The 19,332-nt window shown below is 70.3% G+C and carries 19 protein-coding genes; 9 read left to right on the top strand and 10 right to left on the bottom strand.

The features are described from left to right. Nucleotides 1-81: 81 nt before the first annotated feature. The gene (locus tag H4W80_RS40875; RefSeq protein ID WP_192789943.1) at nt 82-852 is read right to left on the bottom strand and encodes a DeoR/GlpR family DNA-binding transcription regulator; all 771 of its coding nucleotides are present in this window, start codon (nt 850-852) and stop codon (nt 82-84) included. A 129-nt stretch (nt 853-981) separates the two neighbouring features. On the opposite strand from H4W80_RS40875, the gene H4W80_RS40870 reads away from it, so the two are divergent. From H4W80_RS40870 to H4W80_RS40855, 4 genes are read left to right on the top strand one after another with little or no spacing between them, the layout of a single operon-like run. Beyond that, complete coding sequence (locus H4W80_RS40870; protein ID WP_192789942.1) at nt 982-1,854, top strand: SIS domain-containing protein; 873 nt, start codon at nt 982-984, stop codon at nt 1,852-1,854. Continuing rightward, nucleotides 1,851-2,984, top strand: a complete 1,134-nt coding sequence (gene nagA / locus H4W80_RS40865; RefSeq protein ID WP_192789941.1) for an N-acetylglucosamine-6-phosphate deacetylase — start codon at nt 1,851-1,853, stop codon at nt 2,982-2,984. The genes H4W80_RS40870 and nagA overlap by 4 nt, the downstream gene beginning before the upstream one ends. Then, nucleotides 2,984-3,892, top strand: a complete 909-nt coding sequence (locus H4W80_RS40860; protein WP_192789940.1) for a 1-phosphofructokinase family hexose kinase — start codon at nt 2,984-2,986, stop codon at nt 3,890-3,892. Before nagA ends, H4W80_RS40860 begins: the two co-directional genes overlap by 1 nt. Nucleotides 3,893-3,902: 10 nt before the next feature. Next, nucleotides 3,903-4,727, top strand: coding sequence for a class II fructose-bisphosphate aldolase (locus H4W80_RS40855; protein WP_192789939.1), 825 nt, complete (start codon nt 3,903-3,905; stop codon nt 4,725-4,727). Here H4W80_RS40855 and H4W80_RS40850 read toward each other — a convergent pair. From H4W80_RS40850 to H4W80_RS40840, 3 genes are read right to left on the bottom strand one after another with little or no spacing between them, the layout of a single operon-like run. After that, the gene (locus H4W80_RS40850) at nt 4,717-5,151 is read right to left on the bottom strand and encodes a GNAT family N-acetyltransferase (protein WP_192789938.1); all 435 of its coding nucleotides are present in this window, start codon (nt 5,149-5,151) and stop codon (nt 4,717-4,719) included. The two genes, H4W80_RS40855 and H4W80_RS40850, sit on opposite strands and share 11 nt — an antisense overlap. Further along, nucleotides 5,148-5,924, bottom strand: coding sequence for a phosphotransferase family protein (locus H4W80_RS40845; RefSeq protein WP_192789937.1), 777 nt, complete (start codon nt 5,922-5,924; stop codon nt 5,148-5,150). The genes H4W80_RS40850 and H4W80_RS40845 overlap by 4 nt, the downstream gene beginning before the upstream one ends. Before the next feature lie 9 nt (nt 5,925-5,933). Next, on the bottom strand, nt 5,934-6,506 hold the full coding sequence (locus H4W80_RS40840; protein WP_192789936.1) for a TetR/AcrR family transcriptional regulator: 573 nt from the start codon (nt 6,504-6,506) through the stop codon (nt 5,934-5,936). Nucleotides 6,507-6,575: 69 nt separating this feature from the next. Between H4W80_RS40840 and H4W80_RS40835 the strand changes: the two genes are divergently transcribed. After that, nucleotides 6,576-7,136 (top strand): dihydrofolate reductase family protein, encoded by a 561-nt coding sequence (locus tag H4W80_RS40835; RefSeq protein WP_192789935.1) that lies wholly within the window; start codon nt 6,576-6,578, stop codon nt 7,134-7,136. Here the strand turns inward: H4W80_RS40835 and H4W80_RS40830 are convergent. The 3 genes from H4W80_RS40830 to guaB are packed head-to-tail and all read right to left on the bottom strand — an operon-like array spanning nt 7,114 to nt 10,920. After that, nucleotides 7,114-8,307: an RNA polymerase sigma factor gene (locus tag H4W80_RS40830; RefSeq protein WP_192789934.1), complete on the bottom strand. Its 1,194-nt coding sequence runs from the start codon at nt 8,305-8,307 to the stop codon at nt 7,114-7,116. The two genes, H4W80_RS40835 and H4W80_RS40830, sit on opposite strands and share 23 nt — an antisense overlap. A gap of 5 nt (nt 8,308-8,312) precedes the next feature. Beyond that, nucleotides 8,313-9,434, bottom strand: a complete 1,122-nt coding sequence (locus H4W80_RS40825) for a GuaB3 family IMP dehydrogenase-related protein (protein ID WP_192789933.1) — start codon at nt 9,432-9,434, stop codon at nt 8,313-8,315. Nucleotides 9,435-9,438: 4 nt separating this feature from the next. Beyond that, nucleotides 9,439-10,920 carry an IMP dehydrogenase gene (gene guaB / locus H4W80_RS40820; RefSeq protein ID WP_192789932.1) on the bottom strand — a complete coding sequence of 494 codons (1,482 nt, stop codon included), beginning with the start codon at nt 10,918-10,920 and terminating at the stop codon, nt 9,439-9,441. Nucleotides 10,921-11,413: 493 nt separating this feature from the next. Between guaB and H4W80_RS40815 the strand changes: the two genes are divergently transcribed. Both H4W80_RS40815 and H4W80_RS40810 read left to right on the top strand, forming a co-directional pair. Next, nucleotides 11,414-12,403, top strand: a complete 990-nt coding sequence (locus H4W80_RS40815; RefSeq protein ID WP_225963920.1) for a helix-turn-helix transcriptional regulator — start codon at nt 11,414-11,416, stop codon at nt 12,401-12,403. Nucleotides 12,404-12,442: 39 nt separating this feature from the next. Next, nucleotides 12,443-12,820: a DUF5319 domain-containing protein gene (locus tag H4W80_RS40810; protein WP_192789930.1), complete on the top strand. Its 378-nt coding sequence runs from the start codon at nt 12,443-12,445 to the stop codon at nt 12,818-12,820. Nucleotides 12,821-12,929: 109 nt separating this feature from the next. Here H4W80_RS40810 and H4W80_RS40805 read toward each other — a convergent pair whose 3' ends face one another. Further along, on the bottom strand, nt 12,930-13,565 hold the full coding sequence (locus H4W80_RS40805; RefSeq protein WP_132334441.1) for a sigma-70 family RNA polymerase sigma factor: 636 nt from the start codon (nt 13,563-13,565) through the stop codon (nt 12,930-12,932). A gap of 843 nt (nt 13,566-14,408) precedes the next feature. Between H4W80_RS40805 and H4W80_RS40800 the strand changes: the two genes are divergently transcribed. After that, nucleotides 14,409-15,617, top strand: a complete 1,209-nt coding sequence (locus H4W80_RS40800; protein WP_192789929.1) for a sialidase family protein — start codon at nt 14,409-14,411, stop codon at nt 15,615-15,617. Nucleotides 15,618-15,685: 68 nt separating this feature from the next. On the opposite strand, the gene groL is transcribed toward H4W80_RS40800, so the two are convergent. Together groL and groES are read right to left on the bottom strand one after the other, a co-directional pair. Further along, complete coding sequence (gene groL / locus H4W80_RS40795; protein ID WP_192789928.1) at nt 15,686-17,305, bottom strand: chaperonin GroEL; 1,620 nt, start codon at nt 17,303-17,305, stop codon at nt 15,686-15,688. A 73-nt stretch (nt 17,306-17,378) separates the two neighbouring features. Next, nucleotides 17,379-17,690, bottom strand: coding sequence for a co-chaperone GroES (gene groES, locus H4W80_RS40790; protein ID WP_043623565.1), 312 nt, complete (start codon nt 17,688-17,690; stop codon nt 17,379-17,381). A 252-nt stretch (nt 17,691-17,942) separates the two neighbouring features. Between groES and H4W80_RS40785 the strand changes: the two genes are divergently transcribed. Beyond that, entirely contained in the window at nt 17,943-19,244 is a 1,302-nt protein-coding gene (locus tag H4W80_RS40785) for a class I SAM-dependent methyltransferase (RefSeq protein WP_318787287.1), read from the top strand. The last annotated feature ends 88 nt before the right edge of the window (nt 19,245-19,332 follow it).

Raw genomic sequence — 19,332 nt, 5'->3', positions numbered from 1 at the left:
CATATCTCCCCCTGATACGGCTTTGTCGCCTGCGCCTCGATACCTACCCTCAGGGCAGTCAGGGTGTAACGCCGCGGGGGGTCAGGCGCGGATGACCTTCACGCCCGCCTCCGTCAGCTCCCCGGCCAGCGCGTCGGAGAGCCGGGCGTCGGTGACCAGCGTGTCGATCTGCCCGATCGGGCAGATCCGGGAGAAGGCCCGCTTCCCGATCTTGGAGGAGTCGGCCACCACGACCACGTGCGCGGCCCGGCTGATCAGCAGGTGATTGACGCTGGCCTCCCCCTCGTGGTGGGCCGACGCGCCGAGCTCGACGTCGAGCGCGTCCACCCCGAGGAACGCCACGTCCAGCGTCACCTGCTCCAGCACCCCGGTGGCCAGCGGCCCGATGAGCTCGTACGACTGCTGCCTGGCCACCCCGCCGGTCACCACGATCTTGACGTGCTGGCGGACGGTCAGCTCGGAGGCGATGTTCAGCGCGTTCGTGACGATCGTGAACCCGCTCTCCAGCGTGGACAGCGTGGCGAGCGTGCGGGCCAGCTCCGAGGTGGTCGTGCCGCCGTTGAGCCCCACCACGGCGCCGGGCGTCACCAGCTCGGCCGCCGCCGTCGCGATGCGGTGCTTCTCGTCGGCGTGCCTGGCGGTCTTGTAGCGCAGCGGCAGGTCGTAGCTCACGCTCTGCGCGACCGCCCCGCCCCGCGTGCGCATCAGCATCTGCTGCTGGGCCAGCTGGTCGAAGTCCCGCCTGATCGTCGCCGTGGAGACGCCCAGCGCCTGGCTGGCCTCCTCCACCGACAGCCTGCCTTCCTGGGCCACCAGCTCGAGGATGGCGTTCCAGCGGTCGTAGCGGGACACAAGGCCTCCTAGGCGATGGGGACAAGGGCAAGCGTGGCACAACCAGCCAGGCCAGGGCCAACAGTGTCCATTAATGCACTTTCCTGGTATAAAACCAGCAGAAACAATCAAACGCCGGGGAGGCAAGTGGTGACCACCCACACCGAGGCCGAGATCGCGTCCCAGCCGTCGTGCTGGCGCCGCGCCGTCGCGAGCGTTCCCGCCGACGCGCTGCCGCGCGAGGGCGAGCGGGTCGCCGTGGTGGGGTGCGGGACGTCGTGGTTCATCGCGATGGCGTACGCCGCCCTGCGCGAGCGCGCCGGGCACGGCGAGACCGACGCCTTCGCCGCCTCCGAGGCCCCGATCGGGCGCTCGTACGACCGCGTGCTCGCGCTGACCCGTTCCGGCACCACGACCGAGGTGCTGGAGCTGCTGGACAGGACGACCACCAGGACCACGGCCATCACCGCCGACCCCGATACGCCGATCATGACGGCCGCCGACGAGGTCGTCGTGCTCGACTACGCCGACGAGCGGTCGGTCGTGCAGACCAGGTTCGCGACCACGCAGCTGGCCCTGCTGCGGGCCAGCCTCGGCGAGGACCTCACCCAGGCCGTCGAGGACGCCGAGGCGGCCGTGGCCGCGCCGCTGCCCGACGAGCTGGTGCGGGCCGAGCAGTTCAGCTTCCTCGGCACCGGCTGGTCGGTCGGCCTGGCGCAGGAGGCGGCGCTGAAGATGCGCGAGGCGTCCCGCTCGTGGACGGAGGCGTACCCGGCGATGGAGTACCGGCACGGCCCGATCAGCATCGCCGCCCCCGGGCGCGTGACGTGGATGCTCGGCACCGCGCCCGAGGGCCTGCGCGCGCAGGTCGAGGAGACCGGCGGGACGTTCTTCGAGACCGCGCTCGACCCCATGGCCGAGCTGATCCGCGCCCAGCGGGTGGCCGTCGCCCGCGCCTTCGCCCAAGGGCTGAACCCGGACGAGCCCATGCACCTCACGCGATCTGTGATCCTTTCTTCATGAGCCTTACTCTTGCCGACGCCAGGATCGTGACCCCCGAGGGGGTCCACGAGGGGTGGCTGACCATCGAAGACGGCCGCATCACGCATGTCGGCCGGGGATCGGCCCCAGGTCAGGGCCTGAGCGTGGGCGGGCGGCACGTCATCCCGGGGTTCGTGGACATCCACAACCACGGGGGCGCGGGCGGCTCGTTCCCGACCGGCGAGCAGGACAAGGCGCGCGAGGCGGTCGAGCTGCACCGCCGCCACGGCACCACCACGACGATGGCCAGCCTGGTCACCGACTCGATCGACGGGCTGACCAGGGCCGTGGCGGCGCTGGCCGAGCTGTGCGAGGAGGGGCTGCTGGCCGGCGTCCACCTCGAAGGCCCCTACATCGCCAAGGCCCGCTGCGGCGCGCACGACCCGACGCTGCTGCGGGAGCCGTCCCGGCAGGAGCTCTCGGAGCTGCTGAAGGCCGGGCGCGGGCACGTCCGCATGGTGACCGTCGCGGCCGAGCTGCCCGGCGCGCTCGACTTCATCCGCATGGCCGCCGCCGAGGGCGTGATCGCGGCCGTGGGGCACAGCGACGCCGACTACGAGACGACGATCGAGGGCATCGAGGCGGGCGCGAGCGTGGCCACCCACCTCTACAACGCGATGCCGCCGCTGGGCCACCGCGCGCCCGGCCCGGTGGCCGCGCTGCTCGACGACGAGCGGGTGACGGTCGAGCTGATCAACGACGGCGTGCACGTGCATCCGGCCATGCTGCGCCTGGCGTACGAGGTGGCGGGTCCCGGCCGGACGGCGCTGATCACCGACGCGATGTCGGCCACCGGGCTCGGCGACGGCGACTACGTGCTCGGCCCCATGCGGGTGCGGGTGGAGGACGGCGTGGCCAGGCTGGTCGAGGGCGGCTCGATCGCGGGGTCCACGCTGACCATGGACGTCGCGTTCCGGCGCAGCGTCCAGGAGGTCGGGATGTCGCTGCCCGACGCGGTCCAGGTGGCCTCCCTGACGCCCGCGAGGGTGCTGGGCCTCGCCGACCGGATCGGCTCGATCGCCGTGGGCAAGGCGGCCGACCTGGTGGTGCTGTCCGACTCGCTGGAGGTGGCCGGGGTGATGAAGGACGGCGTCTGGATCACGGAGCCCTGATGATCCTCACCGTGACGCTCAACGCCGCCCTCGACGTGACCTACCAGGTCCCCGACGTCGACTGGGACGGGGTCAACCGGGTCAGCGCGGTGCACCGGCGCGCCGGCGGCAAGGGCGTCAACGTCGCCCGCGTCCTGGCCACGCTGGGCCAGGACGTGCTGGTCACGGGGCTCGCGGGCGGCCCCACCGGGCGGGCGATCGAGCACGACCTGCGGGCGGCCGGCCTGCCCGCCGCCCTGCACCCCGTCGCCGCCGACTCCCGCACGACGCTGGTCGTCTCGGAGCAGGCGGGCCCGCGTACCGCGCTGTTCAACGAGCCCGGCCCGGAGGTCACGCCCACCGAGCTGGCGGGCTTCGTCCGGCATTACGAATCGCTCCTCGACGCCGCCGGCGCGGTCGTCATCTCGGGCAGCCTCCCGCGCGGCGTCCCCGCCGAGACCTACGCCACGCTGGCGGCCGTCGCCGCCGAGAAGGGGGTCCCGGCCATCGTGGACGCCGACGGCGACCCGCTCCGCCACGCTCCCAAGGGCCGTCCCTCCGTGGTCAAGCCCAACCGGGAGGAGCTGGCCAGGGCCGTCCCCGGCGGCAGCCCGGCCGAGGGCGCGCAGGCGCTGCGCAGCCAGGGCGCCGGGGCCGTGGTGGTGTCCATGGGCGCCGACGGGCTGCTGGCGGTCACCGACGAGGGCACCTTCACCGCGCGCATGCCGTACACCGTGCGGGGTAATCCGACGGGGGCGGGCGACTCGCTGGTCGCCGGGCTCGCGCTGGGCCTGGTGGAGTCGGCGTCGTGGCCCGACAGCCTCAGGCGGGCCGCGGCGCTCGGCGCGGCCGCCGTGGCCGCGCCCGTGGCCGGCGACTTCGACCCCGACGTCTACGCCGACATACACCCCCAGATCATCATCACGTAAGGAGCACGCCATGCCCCTCGCCGCCATCGGCGACATCGTCCGCCAGTCGCCCGCCGGGGTGGGCGCCTTCAACGTGATCCAGCTAGAGCACGCCACCGCCATCGTGGCCGGCGCCGAGGCCCTGGGCCTGCCGGTCGTGCTGCAGATCAGCGAAAACTGCGTGCGCTACCACGGCGCGCTGGAGCCCGTCGCGCTGGCCTCGCTGGCCGTGGCCAGGCGGGCCGAGGTGCCGGTCGCGGTCCACCTCGACCACGCCACCGACCGCGCGCTCGTGGAGGAGGCGGTGAAGCTGGGGCTGGGCTCGGTGATGTACGACGCCTCCGCCCTGCCCGACGACGAGAACGTGCGCACGACCGCCGAGGTGGTGGCGTGGTGCCACGAGCGCGGCGTGTGGGTGGAGGCCGAGCTGGGCGAGGTCGGGGGCAAGGACGGCGTGCACGCGCCCGGCGCGCGCACCAAGCCCCACGAGGCGGTCGACTACGTGGCCAAGACCGGCGTCGACGCCCTGGCCGTGGCCGTGGGCACCTCGCACGCCATGACGACCAAGGACGCGGTGCTGGACCTGGGGCTCATCGCCGAGCTGCGGGCCGCGGTGCCGGTGCCGCTGGTGCTGCACGGCTCGTCGGGGGTGCCGGACGACGTGCTGCGCGAGGCCGTGCGGACCGGCATGAAGAAGATCAACATCGCGACCCACCTGAACAAGGCGTTCACCGGCGCGGTGCGCGACTACCTGGCCCACGACGAGCGCGTGGTCGACTCCCGCAAATATCTCAAGGCCGGGCGGGACGCGGTGGCCAGGGAGGTCAGCCACCTCCTGGGCGTCCTCACGGGGTGAGCTGTTTGCGCATCATGACCGCCGAGCGGCCTTCGACGCCCATGCGGCCGGTCTCGACGTAGCCGAGCGACTCGTACAGCGCGATGTTGGTGGTCATCCTGGTGTTGGTGTAGAGGCGCAGCGCGGGCAGCCCCAGCCGGCGCGCCTCCTCCTCGGCGTACGCCATCAGCGCCCGGCCGAGCCCCTTGCCCTGGCGGTCGGGCGCTACGGCGACGTTCTCCACGAGCAGGACCCCGTCCTCGGGGACGAGCACGATGAGCGCGTCGAGCTCGTCGGTGACGTGCACCCGGCCGGCCGCGATGAGCGCGCCGTAGTCGGCCTCCATCGGCAGCGGCCGCATGCCGACGACCTCGATCCAGGGCGAGTACGCGTCGTGGACCAGCCGCTCCACGGCCGCCTTGTCGGGGTGATCCGCCAGTCTCATGCGCCCAATGTTGCCAGCACGCGTTCGACCTGTCGCTCGAAGGTGCCCGGCGGATTGCGCGGGTGCTCGTGCGAGAGCAGGAACAGCCAGACGAGCGCGTGCAGCTTGCGGCACTCGCGCATCCGCCGCTCCTCCGGCGGGCTCAGCTCGAACCGGTGCGCGATCTCCACCTCGCCGTCCACCCACATCGACACGTGCTCGGCCACCTCGGCCAGCTCGAACGCCACGTCGCTGCGGCCCGAGTCCTCGAAGTCGACGATGCGGACGCGGGTGCCGTTCCACAGGAAGTTCGCCAGGTTGCCGTCGCCCGCCCCGAACGCCGGCGTGACCCCCGACTCGCCCGGCGACCAGCTCCGCAGCCACCGCGTGCCCTCCTTGACCGCCCGGTCCGCCAGCGACTGCCTGGGCTGCCAGCTCGCGCCGCGCCGTCCGGCCCAGTCGGCGAGCGCCTCCAGCTGCCACGGGCGCAGCGGAACGGCCTGGAGCACGTGCGGCGGCACCGCGGCGTGCAGCTCGGTGAGCGCCTCGACCAGGGCCGCGACGTGCACGGCCGTCGCGAGCAGCCCGCGCAGCGACACCCCGTCGATCCGGGACATCGTCACCACGCCGTCCTCGTAGCCGATCGGCTCGGGGGCCAGGCCGGGGGCGTGCTCGGCCAGCAGGTTCAGCGCGCGCCACTCGCGCTCGGCCGCGCCGGGCTTGCTGTCCATGTAACGCTTGATGACGACGTCGCCGGCGAAGGCCAGCTCGTGCGTGTGGCGTAGGTCGGCCATGCCCGCATGCTAGGGCACCAACCGCTCAACGGCGCTGGTCACGAGCTTGTGGATCTCCTCTTCGCCGAGCATGTCGGGCAGCGTGAGTCGCTCGACGACCAGCCAGTTCATGGCGAGGTAGAGCAGCACCACGCTCGTCTCGTCGCCGGGGAGGCCCGATTCGAGGTGGTTGCGCACGTTCGCGTCCACGTCGGCGCGGATCCGCTCGGTCAGCACGGCCCTCAGCGCCGGCCGCCGGGTGGCCTCCAGGCGCAGCTCCAGCAGCGCCAGATAGCCCGATCTGTACGACGCCACGCGATCGACCACCTCGTGCATCAGCGCGACCAGCCGGTCGCGGTCACGCGGCCCGCTCAGGTGGGCGGCGGTCATGGCGGGGTCTGGCTGCAGCAGCTCGTAGATCCGGCCGCCGGCCTGGGTGAACAGCTCGTCGCGGCTGGGGAAGTAGTTGGACGCGGTGCCCGGCGGCACCTCCGCCTGCTTGTCCACCGCCCTGAACGTCAGCCCGCGGGCCCCTTCCCTGGCCAGCACCTCGATCGCGGCATCGACCAGCGCCGCCCGCCTGGCGACGTTCTGCCTGACCACGTTGACACCACTCCATCTGTAGTACTACGGTTAAACCACTTCAGTCATAGTACTACGGATGGAGTCCTTTTGCGGAAGCTCGTGTATTTCGTCGCCACCTCCATCGACGGCTACATCGCGGGGCCGAACGGCGAGTTCGACTTCTACCCGTGGGCCGACGACATGATGGCCGACATCAACGCCCGTTACCCCGAGACCGTCCCCACCCACCTCCGCGCCATGATCGGCCTCGACGCGCCCAACCAGCGCTTCGACACGGTGCTGATGGGCCGCGGCACCTACCAGATCGACAAGGCCGTGACCAGCCCGTACGCCCACCTGCGGCAGTACGTCGTGTCCAGCACCATGAAGATCGAGGACCCGGCCGTCGAGCTGGTCACCGGCGACCCGCTCGGCCTGGTGCGCCGGCTCAAGCAGGAGGACGGCCTGGACATCTACCTCTGCGGGGGCGGCAAGCTGGCCGGCGCCCTGCTGCCGGAGATCGACGAGATGATCGTCAAGTGCTACCCGGTGGTGGCCGGGGCGGGCATCTCGGCGTTCGACGGCGAGTTCCGGCCGACCGTGTTCACGCTGACCGGCTCGAAGACATATGGCAACGGGGCGGTGGTCATGACGTACGCCCGCCAGTGATCAGCCGCCTGCGCAGGAAGTCCCGTTCCATCTCGTTGCCCGCCCGCGCGGCCGCGGCCTCGTACGCCGCCGCGGCCTCCTCCTCGCGCCCGAGCCGGCGCAGCAGGTCGGCCCGCACCGCGTGGAACATGTAGTACTCGTCGGGCCCCTTGAGCAGCCCCAGCGCCGCCTCGGGCCCCTCCACCTCGGCCACCGCCACCGCCCGGTGCACCGCCACGACCGGGCCCGGATCGAGCCGCGCCAGCAGGTCGTACAGCCGAACGATCTGTCCCCAGTCGGTGTCCTTCGCGCTCGCCGCGTCGCTGTGCACGGCGTTGATCGCGGCCTGGATCTGGTACGGGCCGGGCTCGTCGCGCCGCAGGCACCGCCGTACGAGCTCCTGGCCCTCCGCGATGAGCCCGCGGTCCCACAGCCCACGGTCCTGCTCCCCCAGCAGCACCAGCTCGCCCTGCTCGGAGGTACGGGCGGCGCGGCGCGACTCGATCAGCAGCATCAGCGCCAGCAGCCCCATGGCCTCGGGCTCGTCCGGCATGAGCTCGACCAGCAACCGCCCGAGCCGGACGGCCTCGGCGCACAGGTCCGCGCGGACGGCCGTGTACCCCTCGTTGAAGATCAGGTAGACCACGGCCAGCACCGCGCGCAGGCGTTCGGGCAGATCGGCCTGGGCCGGGATCCGGTACGGGATCCCGGCGGCCCGGATCTTGCTCTTCGCCCGCACCAGCCGCTGCGCCAGCGTCGCCTCGGGCACCAGGAACGCGCGGGCGATCTCCGCCGTCGTCAGCCCGCCGAGCAGCCGCAGCGTGAGAGCCACCCGCGCGTGGACGGCCAGCGCGGGGTGGCAGCAGGTGAAGATCAGCCGCAGCCGGTCGTCCTGGACGGGCCCCACGTCCACGGGCTCGTCCTGGACGTGCAGGAGCGCGGCCTGCGCGTGCTTGCCAGGCCGCGCCGACTCCCTGCGCAACCGGTCGATGGCCCGGTTGCGCGCCGTCGTGATGATCCACCCGGCCGGGCTCGGCGGCACGCCGGCGGACGGCCACTGCCGCACCGCCACGCTGAACGCCTCCTGCACCGCCTCCTCGGCGACGTCGATGTCACCGAAGACCCGCACGAGCACGGCGACGGACCTGCCGTACTCCTCGCGGAACACCCGCTCGACCGCGGTCTCCGGCATGGGCGTCAGCGCTGGATCGGCGCCACCACGACCTCGACGCGCTGGAACTCCTTGATGTCGGAGTAGCCGGTGGAGGCCATGGTCCGCTTGAGCGCGCCCATCAGGTTCATCGAGCCGTCGGCCACGCTCGACGGCCCGTGCAGGATCTGCTCCAGCGTGCCGACCGTCCCGAACTCCACCCGCCGGCCACGCGGCAGGTCGGGGTGGTGCGCCTCCGAACCCCAGTGGAACCCGTGGCCCGGCGCCTCGGCGGCCCTGGCCAGCGGCGAGCCCACCATCACGGCGTCGGCCCCGCAGGCGATCGCCTTGGCGATGTCACCGGAGGTGCCCATGCCGCCGTCGGCGATCACGTGCACGTAGCGCCCGCCGGACTCGTCCATGTAGTCGCGCCGCGCCGCCGCCACGTCGGAGATCGCCGTGGCCATCGGCACGGCCACGCCCAGCACGTTGCGCGTCGTGTGCGAGGCGCCGCCGCCGAAGCCCACCAGCACGCCCGCCGCGCCGGTGCGCATCAGGTGCAGGGCCGCCGTGTAGGTGGCGCAGCCGCCCACGATGACCGGCACGTCCAGCTCGTAGATGAACTGCTTGAGGTTGAGCGGCTCGGCCCGGCCCGAGACGTGCTCGGCCGACACCGTGGTGCCGCGGATGACGAAGATGTCGACACCCGCGTCGATCACGGCCTTGTGGTACTGGACCGTGCGCTGCGGCGACAGCCGCACGGCGGTGGTCACGCCGGAGGCCCGGATCTCCTCGATCCTGCGGCCGATCAGGTCTTCCTTGATCGGCGCCGCGTAGATCTCCTGGAGCCGCCTGGTGGCCGCCTCCGCGTCGAGCGCGGCGCACTCCTCCAGCAGAGACGACGGGTCCTCGTAGCGCGTCCAGAGCCCTTCGAGGTCGAGCGGCGCGAGGCCGCCGAGCCGGCCGATCTCGATCGCGGTCGCCGGGGACACCACGCTGTCCATGGGCGCGACCACTACCGGCAGCTCGAACCGGTAGGCGTCGATCTGCCAGGCGATCGAGACCTCCTCCGGGTCCCGGGTGCGCCGCGAGGGAACCAGGCCGATCTCGTCAAGCGAGTATGCCCGCCGTCCGGCCTTGCCCCGGCCGATCTCCACCTGCTGAGTCATGAACTTACCTTCTGTGATAGTTCGGAGCTTCCACGGTCATCTGGATGTCGTGGGGGTGGCTCTCCTTGAGGCCCGCCGCCGTGATCGGCATGAGCTCGCAGTCGGTGTGCATCTGCGTGATCGTGCGGCAGCCGGCGTACCACATGCCCTGGCGCAGGCCCCCGACGAGCTGGTGGGCGACGGCCGCGACCGGGCCGCGGTAGGGCACCTGACCCTCGATGCCCTCGGGGATGTACTTGTCGTCGCCGCCGACGTCGGCCTGGGCGTAGCGGTCCTTGCTGAAGGAGGTGCCGCCGCGCTCGCGGTTGCGCACCGCGCCGAGCGAGCCCATGCCCCGGTACGACTTGAACTGCTTGCCGTTGATGAAGATCAGCTCACCGGGCGACTCCTCGCAGCCGGCGAGCAGCGAGCCCAGCATGACCGTGTCGGCGCCAGCCGCGATGGCCTTGACGATGTCGCCGGAGTACTGCAGGCCGCCGTCGCCGATGACCGGCACGCCGGCGGGCCCACACGCCCTGGACGCCTCGTAGATGGCCGTGACCTGCGGCGCGCCGACCCCGGCCACCACCCGCGTGGTGCAGATCGAGCCGGGCCCGACGCCCACCTTGACCGCGTCCGCGCCCGCGTCGACCAGCATCTGCGCCCCGGCCCTGGTCGCGATGTTGCCCGCGACGACCTGCACCTTGCTGTTGGCCTTGATCTTGGCGACCATGTCGGCCAGGCCCTTGGAGTGACCGTGGGCCACGTCGACGACCACCACGTCGACGCCGGCCTCGATCAGCGCCTTGGCCCGCAGCTCGGCGTCGCCACCGACGCCGACGGCAGCCCCCACGATCAGCCGGCCGTCGGCGTCCTTGGTGGACAGCGGGTACTGCTCGCTCTTGGTGAAGTCCTTGACCGTGACCAGGCCGCGCAGCCTGCCGTCGGCGTCGACCAGCGGCAGCTTCTCGATCTTGTTGCGGCGGAGGAGGGCGAACGCCTCGTCACGCGAGACCCCGACCGGGGCGGTGACGAGCGGCATCTTGGTCATGACCTCGCGCACGGCGCGGGACTGGTCGGTCTCGAAGCGCATGTCGCGGTTGGTCACGATGCCGAGCAGCGTGCCGTCCACGTCCGTCACGGGCACACCCGAGATCCGGTACGTCGCGCAGAGCTTCTCCACGTCGGCCAGCGTGTTGTCGGGGCTGCAAGTCACCGGGTTGGTGACCATGCCGGCCTCGGACCGCTTGACCAGGTCGGCCTGCTGGGCCTGCTCCTCGACCGACAGGTTGCGGTGCAGGATGCCGATGCCGCCCTGGCGGGCCATGGCGACCGCCATGCGGGCCTCGGTGACGGTGTCCATGGCCGCGGAGACCAGCGGGATGGACAGCGTGATGCCACGTGACAACCGGGCCCTGGTATCGGCCTCGCCTGGCTGGAGGTCTGAATAGGCGGGCACCAGCAGCACGTCATCGAAGGTCAGTCCTGTCTCGGTGAACTTGGACATGCTGCGGCCCCCTCTTGCCGTTGCTCTGATTGAGCCAAGTCTAGGGCCTGCCTCCAAACTGCGCCGCAGCACCCACACCCGCCGCGCGCGCACCCTCAAGAGTCTCTGCAACGGCGATGCCGGGAGCACGATGACCCCCACGGTCCGTCGTACTCCCGGCATCGAAAAGTGCCGAGGCACGGGACGGTCGGTGATCCGTCCCGTGCCTCGGCCACCGGCATCCGGGTCAAGGCGACGCTTGGCGCCACCGAACCCCCCTCCGCGTCCTGATGGCCCGCTGTCGCCTCAGCCCTCGCAGGATGCCGACGCTAGGTAAAGCCTGCGTTACGGAACGGAACAACGCAATGTGAAAACGTGCAATTGCACGAAGTTGCACGACGCGCTCCGACCAGTCATCGCAACGGGGGGACACGAGCGTAATGCGGGGTTATCCTCACGGCACGCCCGTGTCCCCCCGACGGAGCCGCCCATAATGCGCAACGAGCCCCGTACCATGCCTGATCCTTTCGAGACGCTGGGCCTCGACCCGACGCAGACCGCGCTCTACACCGCGGTGCTGCGCCTGCACCGCGCGACCCGCACCGATCTCGCGCAGGCCATGGACGGTCCCGTCGAGAAGGTCGGCCGGCAGCTCGACGACCTCGTCAAGCTGGGCGTGATCGACGAGCAGTCGGGGGAATACCTGGCCAGGCACCCGGCGGCGGCCCTCGGCAGGGTGATCGCCGATCGGCTCGACCGGCTGGCGGAGGAGAGCCGCAGGATCGACTCGGCGCTCGGCTCGATCCGGTCATTGATCCGCGACTACGACGTCGGCCGCGACTACCAGAGCGGCACCTTCACGGTGGAGATGGTCAACGGGGCGGACGTGATGTACGAGAGCGTCGTCGGCATAGCCGTGCAGTCTCCGCCGATGGAATTATTGACCGCCGTTCCCGATGAACGCACGATGATCGATTTCGCGCGCAAATTCGCGGAACTATGGATTGACGCGCAAGAACGAAAGATTCTCACGGTTCACGCGATCATCCCCGTTTCGACTCTGGCTCTGCCGGGCGTACGCGACCAGCTCACCCGGGTGCTGGAGACGGGCGGCAAGGTACGCACGCTGGACCGGGTGCCGAGCTGGTTCATGACCGCGGGGCCCGAGGTCGCGGGCCTGCCTCCGTACTGGGGCGGCAACCTGCCGGACCACGCGTACAACTTCTATCTGATACGCACGCCGATCGTCGTGGGCATGCTCCGCACGTTGTTCAGGGAGCTGTGGGCCCGGGCCGTGCCCCTGCCGTGGGGCCGCCGGAGTGACGGCATGGTCCAGGTCCTCCGCCTGGCCGCCCAGGGCATGTGCGACGACTCCATAGCCCGCCAGCTGGGCGTATCGGTGCGAACGGTCCGGGCGAGGTTCGCGGACGCCATGTCCGAGCTGGGCGCCCAGTCGCGTTTCCACGCGGGCGTGGAGGCCGCCAGGCGCGGATGGCTGAGGTAATGTCCACCGCTCGGGCCGCTTCGGTCATATGGTGGGAAGGTGCTGGAAGACGTCCCCCGCGACCCGTTCGCGGACGACCCGAACGACCCTTCCTCGGCGATGGGCGCCCTCGACGACGCCGAGCCACTCAGCGCGGCCGAACGTGACGAGGCCATCACGGACCTCGCCGACGTCGAGGTCTTCCGCTCCCTGCTCGAACCGCAGGGGGTGCTGGGCCTCGTACTCGACTGCCCTGAATGCGGCGAGCAGCACTTCTTCGACTGGGAGCTGCTGCGCGGCAACCTACGACAAATGATCGAGAAAGGCCAGCCACAGGTCCACGAGCCGGCCTTTCACCCGGACCCCGCCGACTACGTCAGCTGGGAGTACGCCAGAGGCTACGTCGACGGCGTCATCGACACGGAGGAACGCCGCTGACCGACATCATCGAGCAGCACGGCCAGCAACCGCGCGGCCGGATCGCCTGAGTCAGGCCTCTCTCCACGACCGAGCGCATCGAGCAGCGCGTCGGTCTCTTCCTCTGGCGTCAAGCCGACTCCAGCTCCGCCATCTGCCTCAACCTCGCAAGCGCCCGATGCTGAGCGACACGAACCGCACCCGGTGACATACCGAGTACATTACCGGTCTCCTCAGCAGACAACCCCGACACCACCCGCAACAGCAGCAACTCGCGCTGATTCTCGGGCAATCTGGCCAGGAGCCTGCGCGCGTGCTCGACCTCGATGTAGCGGACCACGGTCTCCTCGGGCCCCGGCCCGTCGTCCGGCCCATCGGGCAGATCCTGAGTCGGTACGGCCGAGCGCACGGAACTCCGTAGCGCGTCGGCCACTTTGTGCGAGGCGATCCCGAACACGAAGGAGGCGAACGGCCGCCCCATGTCGCGGTATCGCGGCAGCGCGGACAGGACCGCGATGCACACCTCCTGGGCTACGTCATCGGCAATGTGATATTGCCCTGAAACCCTGCCCAGCCGGGCGCGGCAATACCGCACCACCATCGGACGCAACTCACCGAGCAGGGATTCGATCGCACTGCGATCTCCCTGCACGGCGAGGCTCGTCAGTTCCCTAAGGTCGGAGTCATCCGTCCGTGCCGGAAGTCTCGACGCGAGCCTTACCCCAATTTTGGCGTCGGCGACGCTTCCCTCGCTCACGATAGGCATGATGCCCGCACTGATCCGGCCTGTCGTCATGGCGAACGGCTACGGATTGGTCACATTGAAGCGACGATAACGGGCAGTAATCAAATGACCACACTAAGGCTTAACTAGTGACATAATGTTTCATCCCATAACCTGGAATGCACGACAATTGTCAGATCGCGGACGCTTATCACCCACTGCCGGTTTACTCCAATAATCCACCTTTTCCACCCACTTCCCCCCAACCGCCCACCCAGGGCTCCCTGGAAGCCCAAGGCGGCCCGGCCCTCGCATCCGCGACGCGCTCCGCGCTATGCAGCGCTCGGGCAGCGCCCTGCGGGGGCAAGCCCCCACACCCCCAGGCGGGGCCCCGCCGGTCCCCGCACCCCTCGGACACGACCCCGATCACCACAGCCGACCACCGGCCGTTTCGGCGGAGAGCAGCCATCACGGCGAGCGCGACCGCTCGACTCCACGGCTGGCCGGGCCCAGCCAACAAGGCCCCCCAAACCGGCCGAGGGCGAGGGACGTAAGCGCTGAAGGAGCCCTGCACGCCACCCAGGCCGGGCTCTCCACGCATCCGGGCCGCCCGCGAGCCGAAGACCGCGGCCTTTTCCATGCCACCGACGCTCGCCGGCTCCTCGGCGAGCACCTGGGCCGGGCCGAGCGTGATCGTGACGAGATCGCGGAGCGGGCCGTAAAAGGGGGCGCTCCGGTTGGCGCTCACCGGCTTGGTACCGAGCACCGAAGACTCCCGCCCGTTCGAGCCGCACCGCAACGGCGACGCCGACCTTCAGAAGGCGGTGGATCAGGGGAACGACCGATGAGACGATCATGGCCGCGAACGCGTAAATGGAGGCATTGATGCGTACATTTCGGACGTTTACCGCGGCCGCCGGAGCGATCCTGGCCGTGGCGCTCAGCGCGTCACCCGCGGCGGCCGCACAGGCGCCCACGTACGTCTTCCACACGCAGACCCTGTGGAAGTCGATCCCCGCCACCGGATCGCAGGGAGCCACCTGCTACCGGCTGCCGGCGGTCGTGAAGACCAGCAACGACGTGCTGCTCGCCTTCGCCGAGCGGCGCAACCAGAACAACTGCGCCGACCACGGCGCGTTCGACGTCGTCATGCGGCGCTCGACCGACAACGGCCTCACCTGGGAGGCGAGCAGGGTCGTCCTGCCGAGTACGGCCGGAGCGGCCCTGCAGGGGAACGCGACCGTGGTCGCCGACTCCACCGGGCCGGTGTTCCTGTTCACCACCTCGGAGCCGACCGCGTCCCAGACCACGCCGCGTACGCCGAAGGTCCAGGTCAGCAGCGACGACGGCGTCACCTGGTCGAGCCCGAAGGACCTGTCGGGCGTCATCAAGGCGCCCGCGGGCGCCGGGGACTGGTTCGCCACGGGGCCGGGGCACGGCATCCAGCTGACCCAGCCGGCCCACGACGGCCGCCTGGTGGTGCCGGTCTACTTCGCTGTGGGCGACACGCAGAGCGTACGGCTGATCTACAGCGACGACCACGGCGCGACCTGGCAGATCGGCGCGACCGCGACCTACGACAAGTCGGTGCTGAAGCTGGGCGAGCAGACCCTCGTCGAGCGGACCGACGGCAGCATCCTCGTGATCGCCCGCAACGGCGCCGTGCCCGACGACCAGACCTCCTTACGCGGCCTGGCCCGGGGCGTCAGCACGGACGGGGGCCAGTCGTTCGACGGCGACTTCCGGGCCGACGGCGCGATCATCGCCCCGCCCACCCATCCGGCCCTGCTGCGCCAGCGGGACAAGGCCCCCTACACCCGGATCCTGCTCTCGGCGCCCGCCACGCGGAAGACCGACAACAACCCGGTGGGCATGAACGTGCGCTCATCCTTCGACGAGGGCGCGACCTGGCGGAACTATGACAACTCCACCAACAACGCAGGAGTCAGGATCGACGGCGACCACGCCGGATATTCCGACATGGCGCTCCTCGGCAACGGCGCGATCGGCGTCCTGTACGAGGCGGGCGTGAACCGCTTCCGGGACGAGATCCGCTGGAACTGGTTCTGGGAGAGCGCGATCGGCCTGCGCTGAGCCGTCCCCGGAACGCCGAACGGCCCGCAACCCTTTCGGGTGCGGGCCGTGACGAGAGAAGAGACGGGTCAGTGGCCGTGGCCGTGACCGTGGCCCGCGCCGGCGGCCGGAGCCTCCTCCTCGGGCTTGTCCACCACGAGCGCCTCGGTCGTGAGGAGCATGCCCGCGATCGACGCGGCGTTCTGGACGGCCGAACGCGTGACCTTGACCGGGTCGATGACGCCCTGCGCGATCAGGTCGCCGTATTCGCCGGTCGCGGCGTTGAGGCCGTGGCCGGCCTCCAGCTCGGCGACCTTGTGCGTCACCACGTAGCCCTCGAGACCGGCGTTCTCGGCGATCCAGCGGGCCGGCTCGACCAGGGCGCGGCGCACGACGCCGACACCCGTGGCCTCGTCGCCCGTCAGGCCGAGGTCGTCGAGAGTCTTGGAGACGTGGATCAGCGCGGAGCCACCGCCGGAGACGATGCCCTCCTCGATCGCGGCGCGCGTCGCGGAGATCGCGTCCTCGAGGCGGTGCTTCTTCTCCTTCAGCTCCACCTCGGTGGCGGCGCCGACGCGCAGCACGCACACACCGCCGGCGAGCTTGGCCAGGCGCTCCTGCAGCTTCTCGCGGTCCCAGTCGGAGTCGGACTGCTCGATGGCGAGCCTGATCTCCTTGACGCGGTCCTCGATGGCCTGCGCGTCACCGGCGCCGTCGACGATGGTGGTGTTGTCCTTGGTGACGACGACGCGGCGGGCCGTGCCGAGCACCTCGAGACCGACGTGCTCCAGCTTGAGGCCGACCTCCTCGCTGACGACCTGGCCACCGGTGAGGATGGCGATGTCCTGCAGCATGGCCTTGCGGCGGTCGCCGAAGCCCGGGGCCTTGACGGCCACGGAGGTGAAGGTGCCGCGGATCTTGTTGGTGACCAGGACGGCCAGGGCCTCGCCCTCGACGTCCTCGGCGATCACGAGGAGCGGCTTCTTCGTCTGGGCGATCTTCTCCAGCAGCGGCAGGAAGTCCGCGATGGAGGCGATCTTGCCCTGGTTGATCAGGATGTAGGCGTCCTCGAGGACCGACTCCATCCGCTCGGGGTCGGTCACCATGTACTGCGACACGTAGCCCTTGTCGAACTGCATGCCCTCGGTGAACTCGAGCTCCATGCCCATGGCGTTGGACTCTTCGACGGTGAGGACACCGTCCTTGCCCACCTTGTCGAACGCCTCGGCGATCAGGTCGCCGATCTGCGCGTCCTGAGCGGAGATCGTGGCGACGTTGGCGATCTCCTTCTTGTCGGCGACCTCACGCGCGCTGTCGAGCAGCTTGTCGCTGATCGCCTTGGCGGCCTTGTCGATGCCGCGCTTGAGCGACAGCGGCGAGGCGCCGGCGGCCACGTTGCGCAGGCCCTCGCGGACCATGGCCTGGGCCAGCACGGTGGCGGTGGTGGTGCCGTCACCCGCGATGTCGTTGGTCTTGGTGGCAACTTCCTTGGCGAGCTGGGCGCCGAGGTTTTCGTAGCGCTCTTCCAGCTCGATCTCACGAGCGATGGTCACACCGTCGTTCGTGATCGTCGGCGCACCGAACTTCTTGTCGATGACGACGTTGCGGCCGCGCGGGCCGAGGGTTACCTTCACGGCGTCGGCGAGGGCGTTCACACCGCGCTCGAGCGCGCGGCGGGCGTCCTCGTCGAACTCCAGGATCTTCGCCATTGCTTGAAAGTCCTCTCCTAGCGTCGAAAGCCCCGGCCGCCCTCAAGAGCGCCCGGGGCTCGACACATCCGGCTTACTTCTCGATGATCGCGAGAACGTCGCGGGCGGAGAGCACGAGGTACTCCTCGCCGCCGTACTTGACCTCGGTGCCGCCGTACTTGCTGTAGAGGACGATGTCGCCCTCAGAGACGTCGAGCGGAATCCGCTTGTCGCCGTCCTCGTCCCAGTTGCCCGGGCCCACCGCGAGGACCTTGCCCTCCTGCGGCTTCTCCTTGGCGGTGTCAGGGATGACCAGGCCGGAAGCGGTGGTCTGCTCGGCCTCAAGCGGCTGAACCACAATGCGGTCGCCGAGCGGCTTAACGGGAACCTTGGTGGCGGTCGTCACGATCGGACCTCCCCTTCAGATTTGAATGATCTAGAAGAGGCGACCAGCTGGGCCTGCCGTCGCGGGTGTCAGACCTGCCTCGTCGCACGTTGGCACTCTCAAGGGGAGAGTGCCAACAGGAAACATATGCAAGAGGGGCTTGACAGTCAACACGAACGCGTCTGCTGAGAGCGATCAGACTGAATCCGCCCCCTCTGGATACGGTACGCCCATGGTCCGACCGCGTGGGACGTGGCGCTAACGTCGGGTGATGTGGACCTTGACGCCTTCGACGAGCTGCTGACACCGCGCGGGCAGCGCGCGCTCGCGGAGGCCGTGGAGCTGGTGGGCACGGATCCGGTGGCCGCCGCCACCAGGCTGCGCAGGACGTACGACGCCGCGCTCACCTCGGCGGCGCTCACCCAGGCGGGGCTGCGGGAGCGCGCCAGGGCCAAGTTCGGCGAGGACGCGGGGCGGATGTACTTCACGCCGCACGGCCTGGAGCAGTCCACGCGTACGGAGGTCGCCGAGCACCGCGCCCGCCACCTGACCGAGCCACGACCGGGCACGCCGCCCCCCGCAGACACGCCACCCGCAGACGCGCTCCTCACAGACGCGCCCCCTGCGGATGTGCCCCCGCACGGGCCGGGTGCGCCCCCGCACGGGCTCGGCCTCACGGACGCGCCCCTGCGGGGGTTGAGGGTCGTGGACGCCTGCTGCGGCATCGGCGGCGACTTCCTGGCGCTGGCCCGCGCCGGCTGCGCCGTGGCCGCCGTGGACACCGATCCGCTGACCGTCGCCGTGGCCAGGGCCAACGCCGACGCGCTCGGGCTGGGCGACAGGGTGACGGTGTCGGTCGGGGACGCGGCCGAGGTCCGGCCGGAGGAGTACGACGTGCTCTTCGCCGACCCGGCCAGGCGGACGAGCCGGGGCAGGACGTTCGACCCCATGGCCTACTCCCCGCCCTGGCCGGTGGTGCTGGACCTGCTCTCCAGAGCCTCCCGGGCGTGCGTCAAGGTCGCCCCGGGCATCCCGTACGAGTTCATCCCCGAAGGCGCCGAGGCCGAGTGGGTCTCGTACAAGGGCGAGGTCAAGGAGGCCGCCCTCTGGACCGGCCAGGAGGGAGCGGGGCGCCGCGCCATCCTGCTGCCCGGCGGCCACACGCTGACCGCCACGGGAGCAGAGGCCACGGTCGGCCCGGCCGGCAGGTACGTCTACGAGCCGGACGGCGCGGCCATCCGGGCCCACCTCGTGGGCGAGGTGTCGGAAATCGTGAACGGACGCCTGCTCGACCCGATGATCGCCTACATCACCGGTGACGACCCGATCGACACCCCATGGGCGTCCAGATATGAAATAGAGGACGTTCTCCCCTTTTCAGGGAAAAAGCTGCGCGCCGCCCTCCGAGAGCGACGAGTTGGAAATGTCACCATCAAGAAGCGCGGCTCCGCAGTGGACATCGAGCGCCTTCGCTCAGATCTCCGCCTAAATGGCGAAAAATCGGCAACTATCATTCTTACACGGATCCTCGATAAGCCATCGGTCATCATCTGCGACACCTCTCCACCTGCCTGAACCGGTCATTGTGCCGTTAACCTCGATCTTTCACTTCGCCCCTCACGGACCTTGATCGAGAGGCTAAGGTGGGCGGTCGGGAGTTCTC

Source organism: Nonomuraea angiospora (genome assembly GCF_014873145.1).
Classification (GTDB): Bacteria; Actinomycetota; Actinomycetes; order Streptosporangiales; family Streptosporangiaceae; genus Nonomuraea; species Nonomuraea angiospora.
The sequence above is the reverse complement of the archived record's forward strand: the minus strand, read 5'-3'. Positions and strand labels throughout refer to the sequence as shown.

Coding starts and splice junctions, on each gene's coding strand:
- H4W80_RS40855 (WP_192789939.1), top strand. CDS start 3,903: ATGCCCCTCGCCGCCATCGGCGACATCGTCCGCCAGTCGCCCGCCGGG.
- H4W80_RS40815 (WP_225963920.1), top strand. CDS start 11,414: ATGCCTGATCCTTTCGAGACGCTGGGCCTCGACCCGACGCAGACCGCG.
- H4W80_RS40805 (WP_132334441.1), bottom strand. CDS start 13,565: ATGCCTATCGTGAGCGAGGGAAGCGTCGCCGACGCCAAAATTGGGGTA.
- nagA (WP_192789941.1), top strand. CDS start 1,851: ATGAGCCTTACTCTTGCCGACGCCAGGATCGTGACCCCCGAGGGGGTC.
- H4W80_RS40800 (WP_192789929.1), top strand. CDS start 14,409: ATGCGTACATTTCGGACGTTTACCGCGGCCGCCGGAGCGATCCTGGCC.
- H4W80_RS40860 (WP_192789940.1), top strand. CDS start 2,984: ATGATCCTCACCGTGACGCTCAACGCCGCCCTCGACGTGACCTACCAG.
- guaB (WP_192789932.1), bottom strand. CDS start 10,920: ATGTCCAAGTTCACCGAGACAGGACTGACCTTCGATGACGTGCTGCTG.
- H4W80_RS40845 (WP_192789937.1), bottom strand. CDS start 5,924: ATGGCCGACCTACGCCACACGCACGAGCTGGCCTTCGCCGGCGACGTC.
- groL (WP_192789928.1), bottom strand. CDS start 17,305: ATGGCGAAGATCCTGGAGTTCGACGAGGACGCCCGCCGCGCGCTCGAG.
- H4W80_RS40825 (WP_192789933.1), bottom strand. CDS start 9,434: ATGACTCAGCAGGTGGAGATCGGCCGGGGCAAGGCCGGACGGCGGGCA.
- H4W80_RS40830 (WP_192789934.1), bottom strand. CDS start 8,307: ATGCCGGAGACCGCGGTCGAGCGGGTGTTCCGCGAGGAGTACGGCAGG.
- H4W80_RS40850 (WP_192789938.1), bottom strand. CDS start 5,151: ATGAGACTGGCGGATCACCCCGACAAGGCGGCCGTGGAGCGGCTGGTC.